This window comes from Cupriavidus sp. IDO (assembly GCF_000812465.1).
Classification (GTDB): Bacteria; Pseudomonadota; Gammaproteobacteria; order Burkholderiales; family Burkholderiaceae; genus Cupriavidus.
In genome coordinates, this window is the sequence record NZ_JWMA01000007.1 from 14,271 (window position 1) to 31,036 (window position 16,766).

Sequence of the window (16,766 nt, forward strand, 5' to 3'; positions counted from 1 at the left end):
TCAGGCGATGCGGCGAATCTTGGCGCCGACCGCCGACAGCTTGTCTTCCATGCGGTCGTAGCCGCGATCCAGGTGGTAAATGCGGTCGATCACCGTCTCGCCATCTGCCACCAGGCCGGCGATCACCAGGCTTGCCGAGGCGCGCAGGTCGGTCGCCATCACGTTCGCGCCCGACAGGCGCGGCACGCCGTTGACCACGGCGGTGTTGCCCTCGACCACGATATTGGCGCCCAGGCGGTTCAGTTCCTGCACGTGCATAAAGCGGTTTTCGAAGATGGTCTCGGTGACGTGCGACGCGCCCTCGGCCACCGCGTTCAGCGCCATGAACTGGGCCTGCATGTCCGTGGGGAACGCCGGGTACTCCGAGGTGCGGAAGCTGACGGCCTTCGCGCGTTGAGGCATGGCCAGGCGGATCCAGTCGGCACCGCTTTCGATCGTCGCGCCCGCTTCGCGCAGCTTGTCGAGCACCGAATCCAGGATGTCGGGCGACACCCCGCGCAGCACCAGGTCGCCAAGCGTGGCGGCGGCCGCGCACAGGAAGGTGCCGGCCTCGATGCGGTCGGCAATCACGCTGTGGCTGGCACCGTGCAGGCGCTCGACGCCTTGCACCACCAGACGGTCGGTGCCGATGCCTTCGATCTTCGCACCCATCTTCACCAGCATGTTGGCCAGGTCGGTCACCTCAGGCTCGCGCGCGGCGTTTTCCAGGACGGTTTCGCCCTCGGCCAGGGTGGCGGCCATCAGCAGGTTCTCGGTGCCGGTCACGGTAATCATGTCGGTCACCACGCGCGCGCCCTTCAGGCGCTTTGCACGTGCATGAATGAAGCCGTGCTCGATGCTGATCTCGGCGCCCATTGCCTGCAGGCCCTTGATGTGCTGGTCGACCGGGCGTGCACCGATGCCGCATCCGCCGGGCAGCGAGACACGGGCTTCGCCGAAGCGTGCCACCAGCGGACCCAGCACGAGGATCGAGGCGCGCATTGTCTTGACCAGCTCGTAAGGCGCTTCGAGCGAACTCACGTCGGCGCCATTGAGGGTCACCTTCGCGCCATCGTGCCCGGTTTTCATGCCCATCTGGCGCAGCAGCTTCAGCGTGGTGCGCACGTCCTGCAGGTTCGGCACGTTGTCCAGCGAGACGGTGTCGGCCGAAAGCAGGCCCGCGCAGAGAATCGGCAAGGCGGCGTTCTTGGCGCCCGAGACACGGATCTCGCCCTTCAGCGGGCCATTGCCCTGGATCTCGAATTTGTCCATGTTCTTTCGGTTGGAGCCGGGCACACGCCCGGCATCAGTATTGCGGGGCCGCGCAACGGGCGCGGCCGGCTGTATTGTCGGCCCGGCCTACTTGCTGCCGCCGGCCTGCCATTCGGCAGGCGTCAGCGTCTTCATCGACAGCGCGTGGATCTCCGCGCGCATGCGGTCGCCAAGCGCGGCGTAGACCCGCTGGTGGCGCTGGATCAACCGCTTGCCGTCGAATTCGGCGCTGACGATGGTGGCAAAGAAGTGCTGGCCGTCGCCCTCGACTTCCAGATGTTCGCAGGGCAACCCTTGGGCAATGTATTCCCTGACTTGTTCCGGGGTAGGCAGCATGTCTTTCTCTTCAGCTTTCACTTCAAAATTTGGGGGCCGCGGCCAGTGTCCTGTTCAGGGCTAGTGGCGCAGCTTGAATCCGGACTTCAGCAGTCGCAACGCCAGCGCGGCGAGCACTACGAACGCCGAGCCGACCACGGCCAGGCTGAACATCGGCGACACGTCCGAGACGCCGAAGAAGCCATAGCGGAAGCCGTCGATCATGTAGAAGAACGGATTGGCATGGGACACCGCCTGCCAGAAGGCGGGCAGCGAGTGGATCGAGTAGAACACGCCGGATAGGAAGGTCGCCGGCATGATCAGGAAGTTCTGGAACGCGGCCAGCTGGTCGAACTTCTCGGCCCAGATGCCGGCGATCAGCCCCAGCGTGCCGAGGATGCCCGCGCCCAGCAGGGCAAAGACGAGAATCCAGCCAACGCTGGCGAAATGCAGGTGGGCAAACCACGCGGTCACCAGCAGCACGCCCAGCCCGACCACGAGGCCGCGGATCACCGAAGCCACCACGTAGGCGCCAAACATCTCCCAGTGCGACAGCGGCGGCAGCAGCACGAACACCAGGTTGCCGGTGATCTTGGACTGGATCAGCGACGACGAACTGTTGGCAAAGGCGTTCTGCAGCACGCTCATCATCACCAGGCCCGGCACCAGGAAGGCGGTGTAGCTGATCTGGTCGTAGACCTTGACGCGATCTTCCAGCACGTGGCCGAAGATCAGCAGGTACAGCACGGCGGTCAGCACGGGCGCGGCCACGGTCTGGAAGCTGACCTTCCAGAAGCGCAGCACTTCCTTGTATAGCAGGGTGCGGAAGCCGACCAGGCTGCCGACGGCCATCGGCGCCAGCCGCGTGTCGTCGGCGATTTCGAATTCGGTGGGCTTCATGCGACGGCCTCCATGGCCTGGTCAGGCAATGCATCCGGCATGTGGCCCTCGCGACGCATGATCTGGACGAATACATCCTCCAGGTCAGCTTTGTTGATTTCCATGTCTTCGATCTCGCAGCCCGCTTCACGGCAGGCGGCCAGGATCGGCTCGACCGCCTGGTAGCCCGACAGCCGCAGCCGCACCGCGCGCTCGCCCGGATTGGCCGGCATGCGCAGCGGCTCCAGCGCCGCCGGCAGCGTGCCGCGGGCGAATGTCAGCACCAACTGCAGGCCGGCAAACTGCGTCAGCAGGCTGCTGGTGCGGTCCAGCGCCACCACCTCCCCAAACTTCAGCATGGCGATGCGGTCACACAGGGCCTCGGCCTCTTCCAGGTAGTGGGTGGTCAGAATGATGGTGTGGCCTTCGCGGTTGAGGCGGGAAATGAACTTCCACAGGGTCTGGCGCAGTTCCACGTCCACCCCGGCGGTCGGCTCGTCCAGCACGATCACAGGCGGGCGATGCACCAGCGCCTGTGCCACCAGCACGCGACGCTTCATGCCGCCCGAGAGCTGTCGCATGTTGGCATCGGCCTTGTTGGTGAGGTCCAGGTTGGCCATGATCTCGTCGATCCAGTCGTCGTTGCGCGTGAGGCCAAAGTAGCCGGACTGCAGTCGCAGCGTCTCGCGCACCGTGAAGAAGGGATCGAACACAAGTTCCTGCGGCACCACACCCAGCATACGCCTGGCCATGCGGTAGTCGGACACCACATCGTGGCCGAGCACACTGACGCTGCCCGAATCCGCCCGGTTCAGGCCGGCGAGGATGGAGATCAGCGTGGTCTTGCCGGCACCGTTGGGTCCGAGCAGGCCGAAGAATTCGCCTCGCTCGACGGTAAAGCTGACGCCCTTGAGCGCCTGCAGATTGCGGTAGCGCTTGCGAACGTCGGTGAGTTCGATGGCTTTCATGGCCGAATGTCTGTGGCTGGCCCGTCTGGGGCCGGCCTCCTGGAAGTGGGGGACAACTGGGCGCCCGGGGAACCCCAGTGCAGCGCCTGGCGCGGAATGGGGAAATTGGGCGAACAACCCGGAATTATAGGGGATGCGGGGAAACTCCCGCTCGGGGCGCGGCGACCGCTTCAGGCAGTCGTCGGGGCATCGCAAGGACCGCTGTTGCAGCGTGCGGCCGACGATGCCGGATCAATGTCGATGCAGCTCGGCCACGGTGGCCGCAGCGCTCGCTGCCGGCGCCAGTCCGAGCAGGCTGTCCACGCCGTACAGGCTGGCCAGTTCGGCAAGCTGCGCCGGCACGCCATTGAGCGCCAGCGACTGGCTGCGCGCCGAGGCGGCCCGCTGCCAGGCCAGCAGCACGGCTACGGCGGAGGAATCGACCTGCGTCAGCGCACCGCAATCGACCTGCGTCTCGCCCTGGGCGACGCGTGCCAGCCCGTCACGCAGCACGGCGGCGGCGTTGCGGTTGGTCAGCGAAGGTCCGAGCGAAAGCATGGGTATTGATACGAGCGGTTGGATGCCGGCAGATTGCGCAACGAAAAACTCCCGCCGGAGGCGGGAGCCTTGTCGCGAAAGCGTATTGTAGAGCAGTTCAGCGCGGCGTGCTGCATTGCAACGCCATCCGCGCCACTCCGCGTCAGCCTCAGCTCTTGGCGTTGGCCAGCTGGCGGTTGCGGTCCTGCAGCGTCTTGATCACGCCGTCGACGCCCTGCTGGCCGACGATGGTGTTGAAGCTACCCTTGTAGGCTTCGGTCAGCCACGCGCCCAGCACGTTGATGTCATAGACCTTCCAGCCTTGCGCGGTCTTTTCCAGGCGATAGTCCAGCTGGATCGGTTCGCCCTTGTTGATCACCTGCGTGCGGATGGTGGCGTCGGTGTCTTCCGGCGAGCCGCGATACGGCTTGTACTGGACGGTCTGGTCGCGAATCTGCGCGATGGCGCCGGCGTAGGTACGGATCAGCAGCGTCTTGAACTCTTCAGTGATCTGCTTTTGCTGCTCGGGCGTGGCCTTCGACCAGTTGCGGCCCATGGCGATCTGGGTGGTCTTCTGGAAATTGGCGTTGGGGAGGATCTTCTGCTCGACCAGCGCGCTGATCTTGGCAATATTGCCCGCCTGCATGTCCTTGTCCGCCTTGACGCTTGCCATGACATCGTTGACCACGGCCTTGACCAGGGTCTCCGGGCTGGATGCGTCCTGCGCAGGGACCTGCGCCTGCGCAGCACCTGCGAAGGCAACTACCGTGAGGAAGGGGAGCAACAGTCGCTTAATCATGAATTTTCCTTGTCAATCAAAGACTTTGTCCGCCCCGACGCGGACTGGCCGGGCCGTCTGGCGAATCGTCCTGCCCTTGCGCTGATTGGAACACAGGCTCGGGCCCGGGGTTGCTGGCGCCAGGGCACCCGGCGCCACATTCACACAATTTGTTTCAGGGGTCACAGCGCATTCACAGCCGTTCCGCCACCTGCGTCGCGCGCCTGCATCACCTCGGACGCCCGCGTCAGCGGCCAAACCGGATGCCCGGGGGCACAATATTGGTCGGCAAGGGCAGGCTGGGACTCTCCTGCTCGGCGTCGGCAGGCTTGCCTTCGGTTGGCTTTTCCTCCGCAGGCTTGCCATCGGCCGGCTTTTCCTCCGCAGGCTTTTCCTCCGCAGGTTTGCTATCGGCAGGCTTGCCTTCGGTAGGCTTGCCTTCGGCCGGCGGGGCGGCTTCGGATTCCTCTTCGTCTTTCTTGCGTGGTGGGTTGCCGTCGTAGATCTGGTATTCGCGCCGCTGCAGGTAGGCATCGCGCAAGAAGGTGTACTTGTCCAGCGCGGCCTGTTCGATCAGGCTGGTCGCGCCGAGCAGCTGGGCGCGGCCGGCAACGATGCGAACGCCCACCAGCGAATTGCGCAGCCAGACCGGATCGATATAGGCCGACGGGTCGAACTGGCGATCGACCAGCATGCCGCCGGTATCGCGCACGGTGCTCGGTCCGAACAACGGCAGCACCAGGTACGGGCCCGCAGGCACGCCCCACACGCCCAGGGTCTGGCCGAAGTCTTCCTTGTACTTGGGCAGGCCGGCAGGCGTGGCGATGTCGATCAGGCCGCCGATGCCGAGCACGCTGTTGATGGCCACCCGCATGGTGTCTTCGGCGGCGCGGCTGGGCTTGCCCTGCAGCAGGTTGTTCACCGCGGAATAGACATCGCTGACATTGGAGAAGAAGTTCTCCACCGCGCGCTGCGCCGGCGTCGGGATGTAGTCGGCGTAGAGCTGCGCAACGGGGCGCAGCACGCCCTTGTCGAAGTCATCGTTGATGCGCGAGACCTCGCGGTTGAACGGCTCGAGCGGATCCTTCGGATTGGCCGTGGGGCCGGTGGCGCAGCCGCCGAGCGCGCCGAGCATGGCCGCGGCGGCCACTAGCTTGCTGACGGAAAACCTCCGTTTGGGAACGGGCGAGGCAGCGGTCATTTGTGCTCCCCGCCCAGTGCCGGCGCGCTCGCTGCAGCGCCGCCGGTACCACCGCCCGCACCCGCGTCGGCCGCCTTGTTGTACAGGAACTGCCCGATCAGGTTTTCCAGCACCACCGCAGATTGCGTCATGGTGATGCGCGAACCCTGCGCCAGCATCGCGCTATCGCCACCAGCTTCGAGCCCGATGTATTGCTCGCCCAGCAGTCCGGAGGTCAGGATCTTGGCCGAGGTGTCCTTCGGGAACTGGTAGCGCTTTTCCAGGTTGAGCTCCACCGTGGCCTGGTAGGTCTTGTCATCGAAGCGGATATCCGCCACACGGCCAACCACCACCCCGGCGCTCTTGACCGGCGCGCGCGGCTTGAGGCCGCCGATATTGTCAAAGTGGGCCTGCACGGTATAGGTGTCCTGGAAGCTGAATGCGCTCATGTTCCCCGCCTTGAGCGCAAGGAACAGCAAGGCGACGAATCCCGCCACCACGAACAGCCCCACCCAGAAATCGAGTGTGTTTTTTCTCATTGGAATCTCTTCTTCAACCCCGTTGTCCTGTCAAAGCCTTCGGCGCGGCCATCTCTTGTCAGCTGAACATCAGCGCGGTCAGCAGGAAATCCAGCCCCAGCACGGCCAGCGACGCAATCACCACGGTCCGGGTGGTGGCGCGCGAGACGCCTTCCGGCGTGGGCTTGGCTTCAAAGCCCTGGTACAGGGCAATAAACGTCACGGCAATGCCAAAGATGAAGCTCTTGATGACGCCATTCATCACATCGGCCCGCACATCCACCCCGCCCTGCATCTGCGACCAGAAAGCGCCGGCGTCCACGCCGATCAGCTGAACGCCAACCAGGTAGCCGCCCAGAATACCGACCGCGCTGAAGATCGCCGCCAGCACCGGCATGGCCACCACGCCGGCCCAGAAACGCGGCGCGATCACACGCTGCAGTGGATTGACGGCCATCATCTCCATGGCAGTGAGCTGTTCGCCCGCCTTCATCAGGCCAATCTCGGCCGTCAGCGACGTCCCGGCGCGCCCGGCAAACAGCAGTGCCGTCACGACGGGGCCCAGCTCACGCACCAGCGAAAGCGCCACCAGCAGCCCCAGCGCTTGCTCGGAGCCGTAGCGGTTCAGCGTGTAGTAGCCCTGCAGGCCCAGCACGAACCCGACGAACAGGCCGGAGACCGCAATGATCACCAGCGAAAGGTTGCCGACAAAGAAGATCTGGTCGCTCACCAGGCGGAAGCGGCGCAGCAGCGCGGGCGACAGCGCCAGCAGCGCGAAGAACATGCGCGTCGCATGCCCCAGGCCGGAAACGCCCTGCCGGACCGCCGAACCGATGGCAGTAAAGAAACCAGTCACTGCACACCTCCGCCGGCAAAGTCTTCGGCCAGCGACGGGCCCGGGTAGTGGAACGGCACGGGGCCATCGGGCTCGGCGTGAACGAACTGGTGCACGAACGGATCCGTGGAAGCTTTCAGGGCCTCGGGTTCGCCTTGCGCCACGATATGGCCGTTGGCAATGAAGTAGACGTAGTCCGCGATCAGGAAGGTCTCATGCACGTCATGCGAGACGATGATCGTAGTGGCGCCGAGGGCGTCATTGAGGCTGCGGATCAGGCGCGCGGTCAGGCCCAGCGAGATCGGGTCGAGGCCCGCAAAGGGCTCGTCGTACATCAGCAGGGCCGGATCGAGCGCAATCGCCCGCGCCAATGCCACGCGCCGCGCCATGCCGCCGGAGATCTGCGACGGCATCAGCTCGCGCGCGGCGCGCAGGCCGACCGCATTGAGCTTCATCAGCACCAGGTCGCGGATCATCGATTCCGGCAGGTCGGTGTGTTCGCGTAGCGGAAAGGCCACATTCTCGAACACCGAGAGGTCGGTAAACAGCGCGCCGAACTGGAACAGCATGCCCATCTGGCGGCGCACGGCGTACAGGCCGGGCTCGTCCAGCTTGTCGATATCGGTGCCCTGGAAGCTGATCACACCCGACTGCGGGCGCACCTGGCCGCCGATCAGCCGCAGCACCGTCGTCTTGCCGCAGCCCGACCCGCCCATCACGGCAATCACCTTGCCACGCGGGAAATGCATGGTCAGTCCGGACAGGATCGGCTTGGCGTCCGCCGAGTAGGCAAAATCTACGGCGTTCAGCTCGACGAGGTTTTGGGAAGAAGCGGTCACGTTGGCACCGGTCAGGACAGTCGGCCATTATAAGGGCTACTACCTAGACATGCTGGTGCCCCGTATGCCTCGCGCCACATTGGCGCGGCGTGTAAGGGTTTCCGGCGCGCAGATATTACAAATCAGGCTGGCTCGGCCACCCTATGGCTCGCTCTGGGCGGCATCGCGCAGGATGACCTGCCACTGGATCGACTCGGACCGGATCGCCGTGGCAAACGCCTCCGGCGAGTCGCGCAAGGGCGTCAGGCCGGCGGCCAGCAAGCGCGCCCGCACCTCGCGCTCGGCCATCACGGCGTCGAGTTCAGTGGCCAGACGGGCCACGATCGCGCGCGGTGTCTTGGCCGGCGCCATCACGCCAAACCAGGCGGCGGCGCCATAACCCTCAAGCCCGGATTCCTGCAGCGTGGGCACCAACGGTGCCAGCGGGGACCGCGCCACACCGGTCACGCCGATCATCCGCAGCGTGCCGCTCCGGACGTGCGCCTGCACCGCGGCAAACGAGCAGAAGCACGCGCTGATGCGTCCGGCCAGCATTTCCTGCACCACGGCGCTCTCGCCTTTTGCGGTGACCAGCGGCACGCCATTGCGGATGCCACGCACGGCGTACTCGGCGTAGAGGTGCGAGGGGCTGCCCGGCTGGCCGTAACCATAGCTGTACGAACCCGGACTGGATTTCACCGCGGTGGCCCACTGCTCAGGCGTGCGCATCGGCAGGCGGGCATCGATGACCAGGAACAGCGGCATGGTCGCCACGCGCGCCACCGGCGTGAAGTCGCGCACCACGTCATAGGGCACGGGCTCGAGGCCTGGCTGGATAAGCATGTTGGCCTGGTGGAACAGCAGCGTATGGCCGTCGGAACTGGCCTTGGCGACGACGTCGCCGGCCGTGGTGCCCGCTGCGCCGGGACGGTTGTCGACATCGACCGGCACCCCAAGCCGCTCGGAAAGGCGCTCGGCCAGCATGCGCGCAATGGCGTCGGCAACGCCTCCCGCCGGGAACGGCACGATTAGCCGCATGGGCCGGACGGGGAAGGAGATAGTGCGGACTACAGCCGGCGTGGCGACCGGCGCGGGCGGCAGGGCAAATGCCATCGCCGCCGTGGCTGAATAGCCGGCGACGAACACGCAGAGGACGATTCGCAGCCAGCGCTCCAAGGCGTCCCGGATGGCAGCAGGAAGCGTCAACTTCGCTTTACCTCGCCAAAGCCGCGAAAAAGTGCGCACTTCGGACATCAATTTTCTCCGGCCCACCCCGGTCGGGAGGCGGCAACAGGTTCGGCTGAAAAAGGATTCGAGGCGGTTTCCGTTATTGTTTTTGGCGATTGTACGAACATTGCTTTTTAGGGCACAGGCACGTAAACCATAGCCGGGAGAACCCTGTACATCGGCCGGACGCAGGGAACCGATGCCCAACTGCCGGCAATTTCAATCAACGTCACTTGCTCATTTACAATCGGCCGATGCCAATTTTTACCGTGCGCCCGATGACCGCCGCCGACCTGCCCGCCGTACTGGCGGTCCAGGCGCAGTGCTACGGCGAGACCCTGCTCGAATCCGAAGCAGCACTGGCCAGCCGTTTGGCGTTGTCTCCCGACACCTGCTGGGTGGCGCCCGACCCGGGCCAGGCATCGGCACTCGCCGCTTACCTGTTCACCCACGCTTGGCCGGAAAGCAGCCTCCCCCCGCTGGATGGCGTGCTGTCGCGCCAGCACGGCAACGCCGACCATGACACCGGCCACCTCACCTGGTTCGTGCACGACATGGCCGTGGCGCCTGCCGGCCGCGGCACCGGCCTTGCCGGACTGCTGTATCGGGCAGCGTCTGTCGCGGCAGTCGAAGCGGGCCTGCGGCGATCGCGGCTGATTGCCGTGCAGTCGGCTGCGGCGTGGTGGCGCAGGCTCGGGTACGCGCCGCTCGACGCCGGGACGGCAGCGCCGCATGCCGCCAAGCTGGCCAGCTATGGCGCCGGCGCGGTCATCATGGAGCGTAGGCTGGCGGCCTGACGGAAGACTGACAGCAGGACAACAGGAAACAAAAAGCCCGCCCGGCTTGCGCCGGACGGGCTTTTTGCTGTGACCGACTACAGCGCGTTTGCGATCAGCGCGGCAGTTCGGTATGGCCCATCAGGAAGGCATCGACCGAACGCGCGGCCTGGCGGCCTTCGCGGATGGCCCACACGACCAGCGACTGGCCGCGGCGCACGTCGCCGGCGGCGAACACCTTGGGCACGTTGGTCTGGTAGGCGCGCTCGCCTTCGGTGGCAGCCTTGGCGTTCTTGCGTGCGTCGGTATCGACGCCGAACGCGTCCAGCACCGAACCCACCGGGTTGGTGAAGCCCATCGCCAGCAGGACCAGGTCGGCCGGCAGGATGAACTCGCTGCCTTCCACTTCTTGCATCCTGCCGTCCTTCCATTCGACGCGGCAGGCCTTCAGCGCGGTGACCTTGCCGTTCTCGCCGATGAATTCCTTGGTGGCGACCGACCAGTCGCGCTCGCAGCCTTCGTCGTGCGACGACGAGGTGCGCAGCTTGATCGGCCAGTACGGCCACACCAGCGGCTTGTTCTCTTCTTCCGGTGGCTGCGGCAGCAGTTCGAACTGGGTCACCGAGGTAGCACCGTGGCGATTGGAGGTGCCAACGCAGTCGGAACCCGTATCGCCACCGCCGATCACGATCACGCTCTTGCCTTCGGCGCGAATCTCGTTGACGCCGTCGCCGGCGACTTCCTTGTTCTGCGGGATCAGGAATTCGAGCGCGTAGTGGATGCCGGCCAGGTCACGGCCCGGCACCGGTAGGTCGCGCGGCACTTCGGAGCCGCCCGCCAGCACCACGGCGTCGAACTGGTCCATCAGGGCCTGCGCCGAGATGGTTTCGCGAGCGTAGTTCTTGATGCCGGCCGGCAGTGCACCGTCGGTCACCATCACGCCGGCGCGGAAAGTCACGCCTTCAGCCTGCATCTGCTCCATGCGGCGGTCGATCAGCGTCTTCTCCATCTTGAAGTCGGGGATGCCGTAGCGCAGCAGGCCGCCGATGCGGTCGTTCTTCTCGAACACGGTCACGTCGTGGCCGGCGCGCGCCAGCTGCTGCGCGGCAGCCATGCCAGCGGGGCCAGAGCCGACCACGGCCACGGTCTTGCCGGTCTTGTGCCGGGGCGCCTGCGGGGCAACCCAGCCCTCTTCCCAGGCCTTGTCGATGATGGCGTGCTCGATCGACTTGATGCCGACCGGCAGCTCATTGATGCCTAGCGTGCACGCCGCTTCGCACGGTGCCGGGCAGATGCGGCCGGTGAACTCGGGGAAGTTGTTGGTCTGGTGCAGCACCTCGATCGCCGACTTCCAGTCCTGGCGGTACACCAGGTCATTGAAGTCGGGAATGATGTTGTTGACCGGGCAGCCGTTGTTGCAGAACGGAATGCCGCAGTCCATGCAGCGCGCACCCTGGATCTTCGCTTCGCTGTCGGACAGCGCGAACACGAATTCCTTGTAGTGCTTCACGCGCTTGACTACCGGTTCGTAGCCTTCGTTCTGGCGCGGAAATTCGAGAAAGCCAGTCGCCTTACCCATGTTGCGTCCTTGGTCTTGCTGCGCGGGACCGGCGACTGCGCCGGCCCCGCTGTGGGGTCAGTATCTTGTGAGGGCCGCGGCGGCTGCCGCGGCCCCTGCTCCGTTGGTGCCGCTGTTACGTCCGGCTCAGGCCGCGATGGCTTCGCGGTCGCTGTCGCGCGCGGCCTGTTCCTTGGCGTACATCTCGCCCAGCGCGCGCTTGTACTCGGTCGGGAAGACCTTGACGAACTTGCGGCGTGCCGTGGTCCAGTCTGCCAGCAGCGCCTTGGCGCGCTCGGAACCGGTGTAGCGGAAGTGCTGCTCGATCAGGTCGCGCAGGATGACTTCATCCAGCACGCGCTTGCCGTCGACCTTGTGCCACGAAGCCTGGGGCTGGCCCTTCTCCTGGTCGGCCGAGGCCAGCACCGCTTCCAGCGCTACCATCGAGGTGTTGCAGCGCTTGTCGAACAGGCCGTCCTCATCATAGACGTAGGCCACGCCGCCCGACATGCCAGCCGCGAAGTTGCGGCCAGTGGCGCCCAGCACCACCACGGTGCCGCCGGTCATGTACTCGCAACCATGGTCGCCGGTGCCTTCCACCACAGCCACGGCACCCGAGTTGCGCACGGCGAATCGCTCTCCGGCCACGCCGTTGAAGAACGCTTCACCGGCGATGGCACCGTACAGCACGGTGTTGCCGACGATGATGTTGCGGGTCGGATCGCCGCGGAACTCGTGCGGAGCACGGACGATCACGCGGCCGCCCGACAGGCCCTTGCCGACGTAGTCGTTGCCGTCGCCCACCAGGTCCAGCGTGATGCCGTGCGCCAGGAACGCGCCGAACGACTGGCCGGCGGTGCCTTGCAGCTGGATGTGGATGGTGTCGTCGGGCAGGCCTTCGTGGCCATGCTGCTTGGCGACCACGCCGGACAGCATCGCGCCCACCGTACGGTTGACGTTCTTCACCGGCTGGATGAACGAGACGCGCTCGCCCTTCTCGATCGCCGGACGGGCCTTGGCGATCAGCACGTGATCCAGCGCCTTGCCGGCCTCGACCGACAGGCCGTGGTCCTGCACGTCGGTGTGGTAGCGCGGCAGCTCGGCAGCCAGCGGCACTTCGTAGAAGATGCGCGAGAAGTCCAGGCCGCGTGCCTTCCAGTGCTCGATGCCGGGGCGGGTGTCGAGCAGGTCGGCGCGGCCGATCAGCTCGTCGAAGGTGCGGATACCCAGCTGGGCCATGATCTCGCGGGCTTCCTCGGCAACGAAGAAGAAGAAGTTCACCACGTGCTCGGGCTTGCCCTGGAATTTCTTGCGCAGCTGCGGGTCTTGCGTGGCTACACCCACCGGGCAGGTGTTCAGGTGGCACTTGCGCATCATGATGCAGCCCTCGGCGACCAGCGGCGCGGTGGCGAAGCCGAATTCGTCGGCGCCCAGCAGCGCGCCGATGACGACGTCGCGCCCGGTCTTCATCTGGCCGTCGGCCTGGACGCGGATGCGGTTGCGCAGGCCATTGAGCAGCAGGGTCTGCTGCGTTTCGGCCAGGCCCAGCTCCCACGGCGTGCCGGCGTGCTTGATCGACGACCACGGCGAAGCGCCGGTGCCGCCGTCATGGCCGGCGATCACCACGTGGTCGGCCTTGGCCTTGGCCACGCCTGCCGCCACGGTACCGACGCCCACTTCGGACACCAGCTTGACCGAGATATCCGACACCGGGTTGACGTTCTTCAGGTCGTGGATCAGCTGCGCCAGATCCTCGATCGAATAGATGTCGTGGTGCGGGGGCGGCGAGATCAGGCCAACGCCGGGCACCGAGTAACGCAGCTTGCCGATGTAGTCCGACACCTTGTGGCCAGGCAGCTGGCCGCCTTCGCCGGGCTTGGCGCCCTGCGCCATCTTGATCTGGATCTGGTCGGCCGATGCCAGGTACTCGGCAGTCACGCCGAAACGGCCCGACGCCACCTGCTTGATCTTCGAGCGCAGCGAATCGCCTGCCTGCAGTTCCAGGTCGCGTTCGATCACGTTGTCGCCGAGCAGGCCCTTGAGGGTATCGCCCTGCTTGATGGGGATGCCGCGCAGCTCGTTGCGGTAGCGCTTCTCGTCTTCGCCGCCTTCACCGGTGTTCGACTTGCCGCCGATGCGGTTCATCGCCACGGCCAGAGTGGTATGCGCCTCGGTCGAGATCGAGCCGAGCGACATGGCGCCGGTGGCGAAGCGCCGCACGATTTCCTTGGCGGGCTCGACTTCTTCCAGCGGAATCGCCCTGGCCGGGTCGACCTTGAACTCGAACAGACCGCGCAGCGTCATGTGGCGCTTGCTCTGGTCGTTGATGATGTTGGCGTATTCCTTGTACGTCTGGTAGGCGCCCTTGCCGTCGTCCGCGCGCACCGAGTGTTGCAGCTTGGCGATCGAATCTGGGGTCCACATGTGCTCTTCGCCGCGGATGCGGAAGGCGTATTCGCCGCCGGCGTCCAGCATGCTTTCCAGCACCGGGTTGTCGCCGAAGGCGTCGCGGTGCAGGCGCAGGGCTTCCTCGGCCACTTCGAAGATGCCGATGCCTTCGACATTCGACGGGGTGCCGTGGAAGTACTTCTGCACCAGTTCGCGCGACAGGCCGATGGCTTCGAAGATCTGGGCGCCGGTGTACGACATGTACGTGGAGATGCCCATCTTGGACATCACCTTGAACAGGCCCTTGCCGATTGCCTTGACGAAGTTCTTGACCGCCTTCTCGGGCGACAGGTCGCCGGACAGGCCCTGGGCCATTTCGGCCAGGGTTTCCATCGCCAGGTAGGGGTGCACGGCTTCCGCGCCGTAGCCGGCCAGCAGCGCGAAGTGGTGCACTTCACGGGCGGTGCCGGTTTCGACCACCAGGCCGGTCGACGTGCGCAGGCCCTTCTCCACCAGGTGGTGGTGGACGGCGGACGTGGCCAGCAGCGCGGGAATCGCGACATGCTCGGCATCCACGCGGCGGTCGGACACGATCAGGATGTTGTAGCCCGAACGCACCGCATCCACGGCTTCGGCGCACAGCGAGGCCAGGCGGGCTTCAATGCCTTCCTTGCCCCAGGCCTTCGGGTAGCAGATGTTCAGCTCGTACGAACGGAACTTGCCGCCGGTGTAGTGCTCGATGTTGCGGATCTTGGCGATGTCTTCGAAGTCCAGCACGGGCTGGGACACTTCGAGGCGCATCGGCGGGTTGATGTTATTCAGTTCCAGCAGGTTCGGCTTCGGACCGATGAACGACACCAGCGACATCACCATGTTCTCGCGGATCGGGTCGATCGGCGGGTTGGTCACCTGGGCGAACAGCTGCTTGAAGTAGTGGTACAGCGTCTTGTTCTTGGACGACAGGATCGCCAGCGGCGAGTCGTTGCCCATCGAGCCGGTGGCTTCTTCGCCGGCCAGCGCCATCGGGGCCATCAGGAACTTGACGTCTTCCTGGGTGTAGCCGAAGGCCTGCTGGCGGTCCAGCAGCTTGGCCACTGGCTTCTTCTCGGCGGCGATGTCTTCCGGCTTGGCGTCGATCTCGTCGAGCTTGATGCGCACGGCGTCGATCCAGCTCTTGTACGGCTTGGCGTTGGCCAGGTTGTCCTTGAGCTCCTTGTCGTCGATGATGCGGCCCTGCTCCATGTCGATCAGGAACATCTTGCCCGGTTGCAGGCGCCACTTTTCAACGATGCGCGACTCGGGGAACGGCAGCACGCCGGCTTCCGACGCCAGCACCACGATGTCGTCCTCGGTCACGTAGAAGCGTGCCGGGCGCAGGCCATTGCGGTCGAGCGTGGCGCCGATCTGGCGGCCATCGGTGAAGCAGATCGCGGCCGGGCCGTCCCACGGCTCCATCATGGCGGCGTGGTATTCGTAGAAGGCGCGGCGGTTGTCGTCCATCAGCGCGTGCTGTTCCCAGGCTTCCGGGATCATCATCATCATCGCGTGGACGAGCGGGTAGCCGGCCATCGTCAGCAGTTCGAGGCAGTTGTCGAACGACGCGGTGTCGGACTGGCCCGGGTAGATCAGCGGCCACAGCTTGGGCAGGTCCGCGCCCAGCACCGGCGAAGAGATGGCGCCGGTACGCGCGTTGATCCAGTTGACGTTGCCCTTGACCGTGTTGATTTCGCCGTTGTGGGCGACCATGCGGTACGGGTGGGCCAGTTCCCAGGCCGGGAAGGTGTTGGTCGAGAAGCGCTGGTGCACCAGGGCCAGGGCCGACACGGCACGCGGGTCCAGCAGGTCGAGGTAGTACTCGCCGACCTGGTTGGCCAGCAGCAGGCCCTTGTACACCACCGTGCGCGCCGACATCGACGGCACGAAGTATTCCTTGCCGTGCTTGAGCTTGAGCGCCTGGATGGCGTGGCTGGCGGTCTTGCGGATGACGTAGAGCTTACGTTCCAGCGCATCCGTGGTCATGATGTCGCGGCCGCGACCGATGAAGATCTGGCGGATCACCGGCTCGGTCTTGCGCACCGTCGGCGACATCGGCATGTTGGCGTCGACCGGCACGTCGCGCCAGCCCAGCACGACCTGGCCTTCCAGGCGGACCGTGCGTTCGAGCTCCTGCTCGCAGGCCAGGCGCGAAGCATGTTCCTTCGGCAGGAAGATCATGCCCACGCCGTACTCGCCGGCAGGCGGCAGCTTCACGCCCTGCGCGGCCATTTCCTCGCGGTAGAACTGGTCCGGGATCTGGATCAGGATACCGGCACCGTCGCCCATCAGCGCATCGGCGCCGACCGCGCCGCGGTGGTCCAGGTTCTCCAGGATCTTCAGGCCCTGGCTGATGATCTCGTGGGTTTTCTTGCCCTTGATATGCGCGACCATGCCGACGCCGCAGGCGTCATGCTCGTTGGTCGGGTCATAGAGGCCTTGCGCCTGCGGGCGCGTGGCGATGACAGAAGAAGACTCGCTGGTCTGCGCTTGTGCCTGAGCTTGGGCCGAAAGATTTTTCGTTTGGTCCACGGGCTGATATCCGGTGAAGGCTGCGCGAACTGGCAAGGCGTACCGGAACGGAAACCGCGCGCTTTCTGTATATCCACCCGGACCGGAGAAGGCGGGAAGGGAATTGGGAACGAAGCTGTCTGCGGGCCGCAGCGGCGTACACGAGCGTGACGCGCCGCACAATGACTGTGGGTGGAGCAACTATATGAGAATCC

General features: G+C 65.5%; 14 protein-coding genes. 1 reads left to right on the plus strand and 13 read right to left on the minus strand.

Features of this window, described 5'->3' with window-relative positions; translation table 11 throughout:
• The 11 genes from murA to RM96_RS02920 all read right to left on the minus strand — a co-directional run bounded on the left by murA (nucleotide 1) and on the right by RM96_RS02920 (nucleotide 9,312).
• Nucleotides 1-1,251 (minus strand): UDP-N-acetylglucosamine 1-carboxyvinyltransferase, encoded by a 1,251-nt coding sequence (murA, locus tag RM96_RS02870; RefSeq protein WP_039007479.1) that lies wholly within the window; start codon nucleotides 1,249-1,251, stop codon nucleotides 1-3.
• A gap of 87 nt (nucleotides 1,252-1,338) precedes the next feature.
• A complete protein-coding gene (locus tag RM96_RS02875) occupies nucleotides 1,339-1,587 on the minus strand; it encodes a BolA family protein (RefSeq protein ID WP_039007481.1) in 249 nt (82 codons plus the stop codon).
• Between the two features lie 60 nt (nucleotides 1,588-1,647).
• Entirely contained in the window at nucleotides 1,648-2,466 is an 819-nt protein-coding gene (locus RM96_RS02880; RefSeq protein WP_039007482.1) for an ABC transporter permease, read from the minus strand.
• Complete coding sequence (locus RM96_RS02885) at nucleotides 2,463-3,413, minus strand: ABC transporter ATP-binding protein (RefSeq protein WP_039007484.1); 951 nt, start codon at nucleotides 3,411-3,413, stop codon at nucleotides 2,463-2,465. The genes RM96_RS02880 and RM96_RS02885 overlap by 4 nt, the downstream gene beginning before the upstream one ends.
• Before the next feature lie 231 nt (nucleotides 3,414-3,644).
• Nucleotides 3,645-3,950 (minus strand): STAS domain-containing protein, encoded by a 306-nt coding sequence (locus RM96_RS02890; protein WP_039007486.1) that lies wholly within the window; start codon nucleotides 3,948-3,950, stop codon nucleotides 3,645-3,647.
• A 148-nt stretch (nucleotides 3,951-4,098) separates the two neighbouring features.
• Nucleotides 4,099-4,728 (minus strand): MlaC/ttg2D family ABC transporter substrate-binding protein, encoded by a 630-nt coding sequence (locus RM96_RS02895; RefSeq protein ID WP_039007487.1) that lies wholly within the window; start codon nucleotides 4,726-4,728, stop codon nucleotides 4,099-4,101.
• Nucleotides 4,729-4,954: 226 nt separating this feature from the next.
• Nucleotides 4,955-5,908 (minus strand): MlaA family lipoprotein, encoded by a 954-nt coding sequence (locus RM96_RS02900; RefSeq protein ID WP_039007489.1) that lies wholly within the window; start codon nucleotides 5,906-5,908, stop codon nucleotides 4,955-4,957.
• A complete protein-coding gene (gene mlaD / locus RM96_RS02905; RefSeq protein ID WP_039007491.1) occupies nucleotides 5,905-6,426 on the minus strand; it encodes an outer membrane lipid asymmetry maintenance protein MlaD in 522 nt (173 codons plus the stop codon). Before mlaD ends, RM96_RS02900 begins: the two co-directional genes overlap by 4 nt.
• A gap of 58 nt (nucleotides 6,427-6,484) precedes the next feature.
• Entirely contained in the window at nucleotides 6,485-7,261 is a 777-nt protein-coding gene (mlaE, locus tag RM96_RS02910; RefSeq protein WP_039007493.1) for a lipid asymmetry maintenance ABC transporter permease subunit MlaE, read from the minus strand.
• On the minus strand, nucleotides 7,258-8,079 hold the full coding sequence (locus RM96_RS02915) for an ABC transporter ATP-binding protein (protein WP_039007495.1): 822 nt from the start codon (nucleotides 8,077-8,079) through the stop codon (nucleotides 7,258-7,260). The genes mlaE and RM96_RS02915 overlap by 4 nt, the downstream gene beginning before the upstream one ends.
• A gap of 141 nt (nucleotides 8,080-8,220) precedes the next feature.
• Complete coding sequence (locus RM96_RS02920; protein WP_039007501.1) at nucleotides 8,221-9,312, minus strand: Bug family tripartite tricarboxylate transporter substrate binding protein; 1,092 nt, start codon at nucleotides 9,310-9,312, stop codon at nucleotides 8,221-8,223.
• 227 nt (nucleotides 9,313-9,539) lie between these two features.
• Here RM96_RS02920 and RM96_RS02925 point away from each other — a divergent pair, with 227 nt between their 5' ends.
• Nucleotides 9,540-10,082, plus strand: coding sequence for a GNAT family N-acetyltransferase (locus RM96_RS02925; protein ID WP_039007599.1), 543 nt, complete (start codon nucleotides 9,540-9,542; stop codon nucleotides 10,080-10,082).
• Nucleotides 10,083-10,176: 94 nt separating this feature from the next.
• Here the strand turns inward: RM96_RS02925 and RM96_RS02930 are convergent, their stop codons facing one another.
• Both RM96_RS02930 and RM96_RS02935 read right to left on the minus strand, forming a co-directional pair.
• Nucleotides 10,177-11,640 (minus strand): glutamate synthase subunit beta, encoded by a 1,464-nt coding sequence (locus RM96_RS02930; protein ID WP_039007502.1) that lies wholly within the window; start codon nucleotides 11,638-11,640, stop codon nucleotides 10,177-10,179.
• Nucleotides 11,641-11,766: 126 nt separating this feature from the next.
• Nucleotides 11,767-16,572, minus strand: coding sequence for a glutamate synthase-related protein (locus RM96_RS02935; protein ID WP_039007504.1), 4,806 nt, complete (start codon nucleotides 16,570-16,572; stop codon nucleotides 11,767-11,769).
• Between the last annotated feature and the right edge of the window lie 194 nt (nucleotides 16,573-16,766).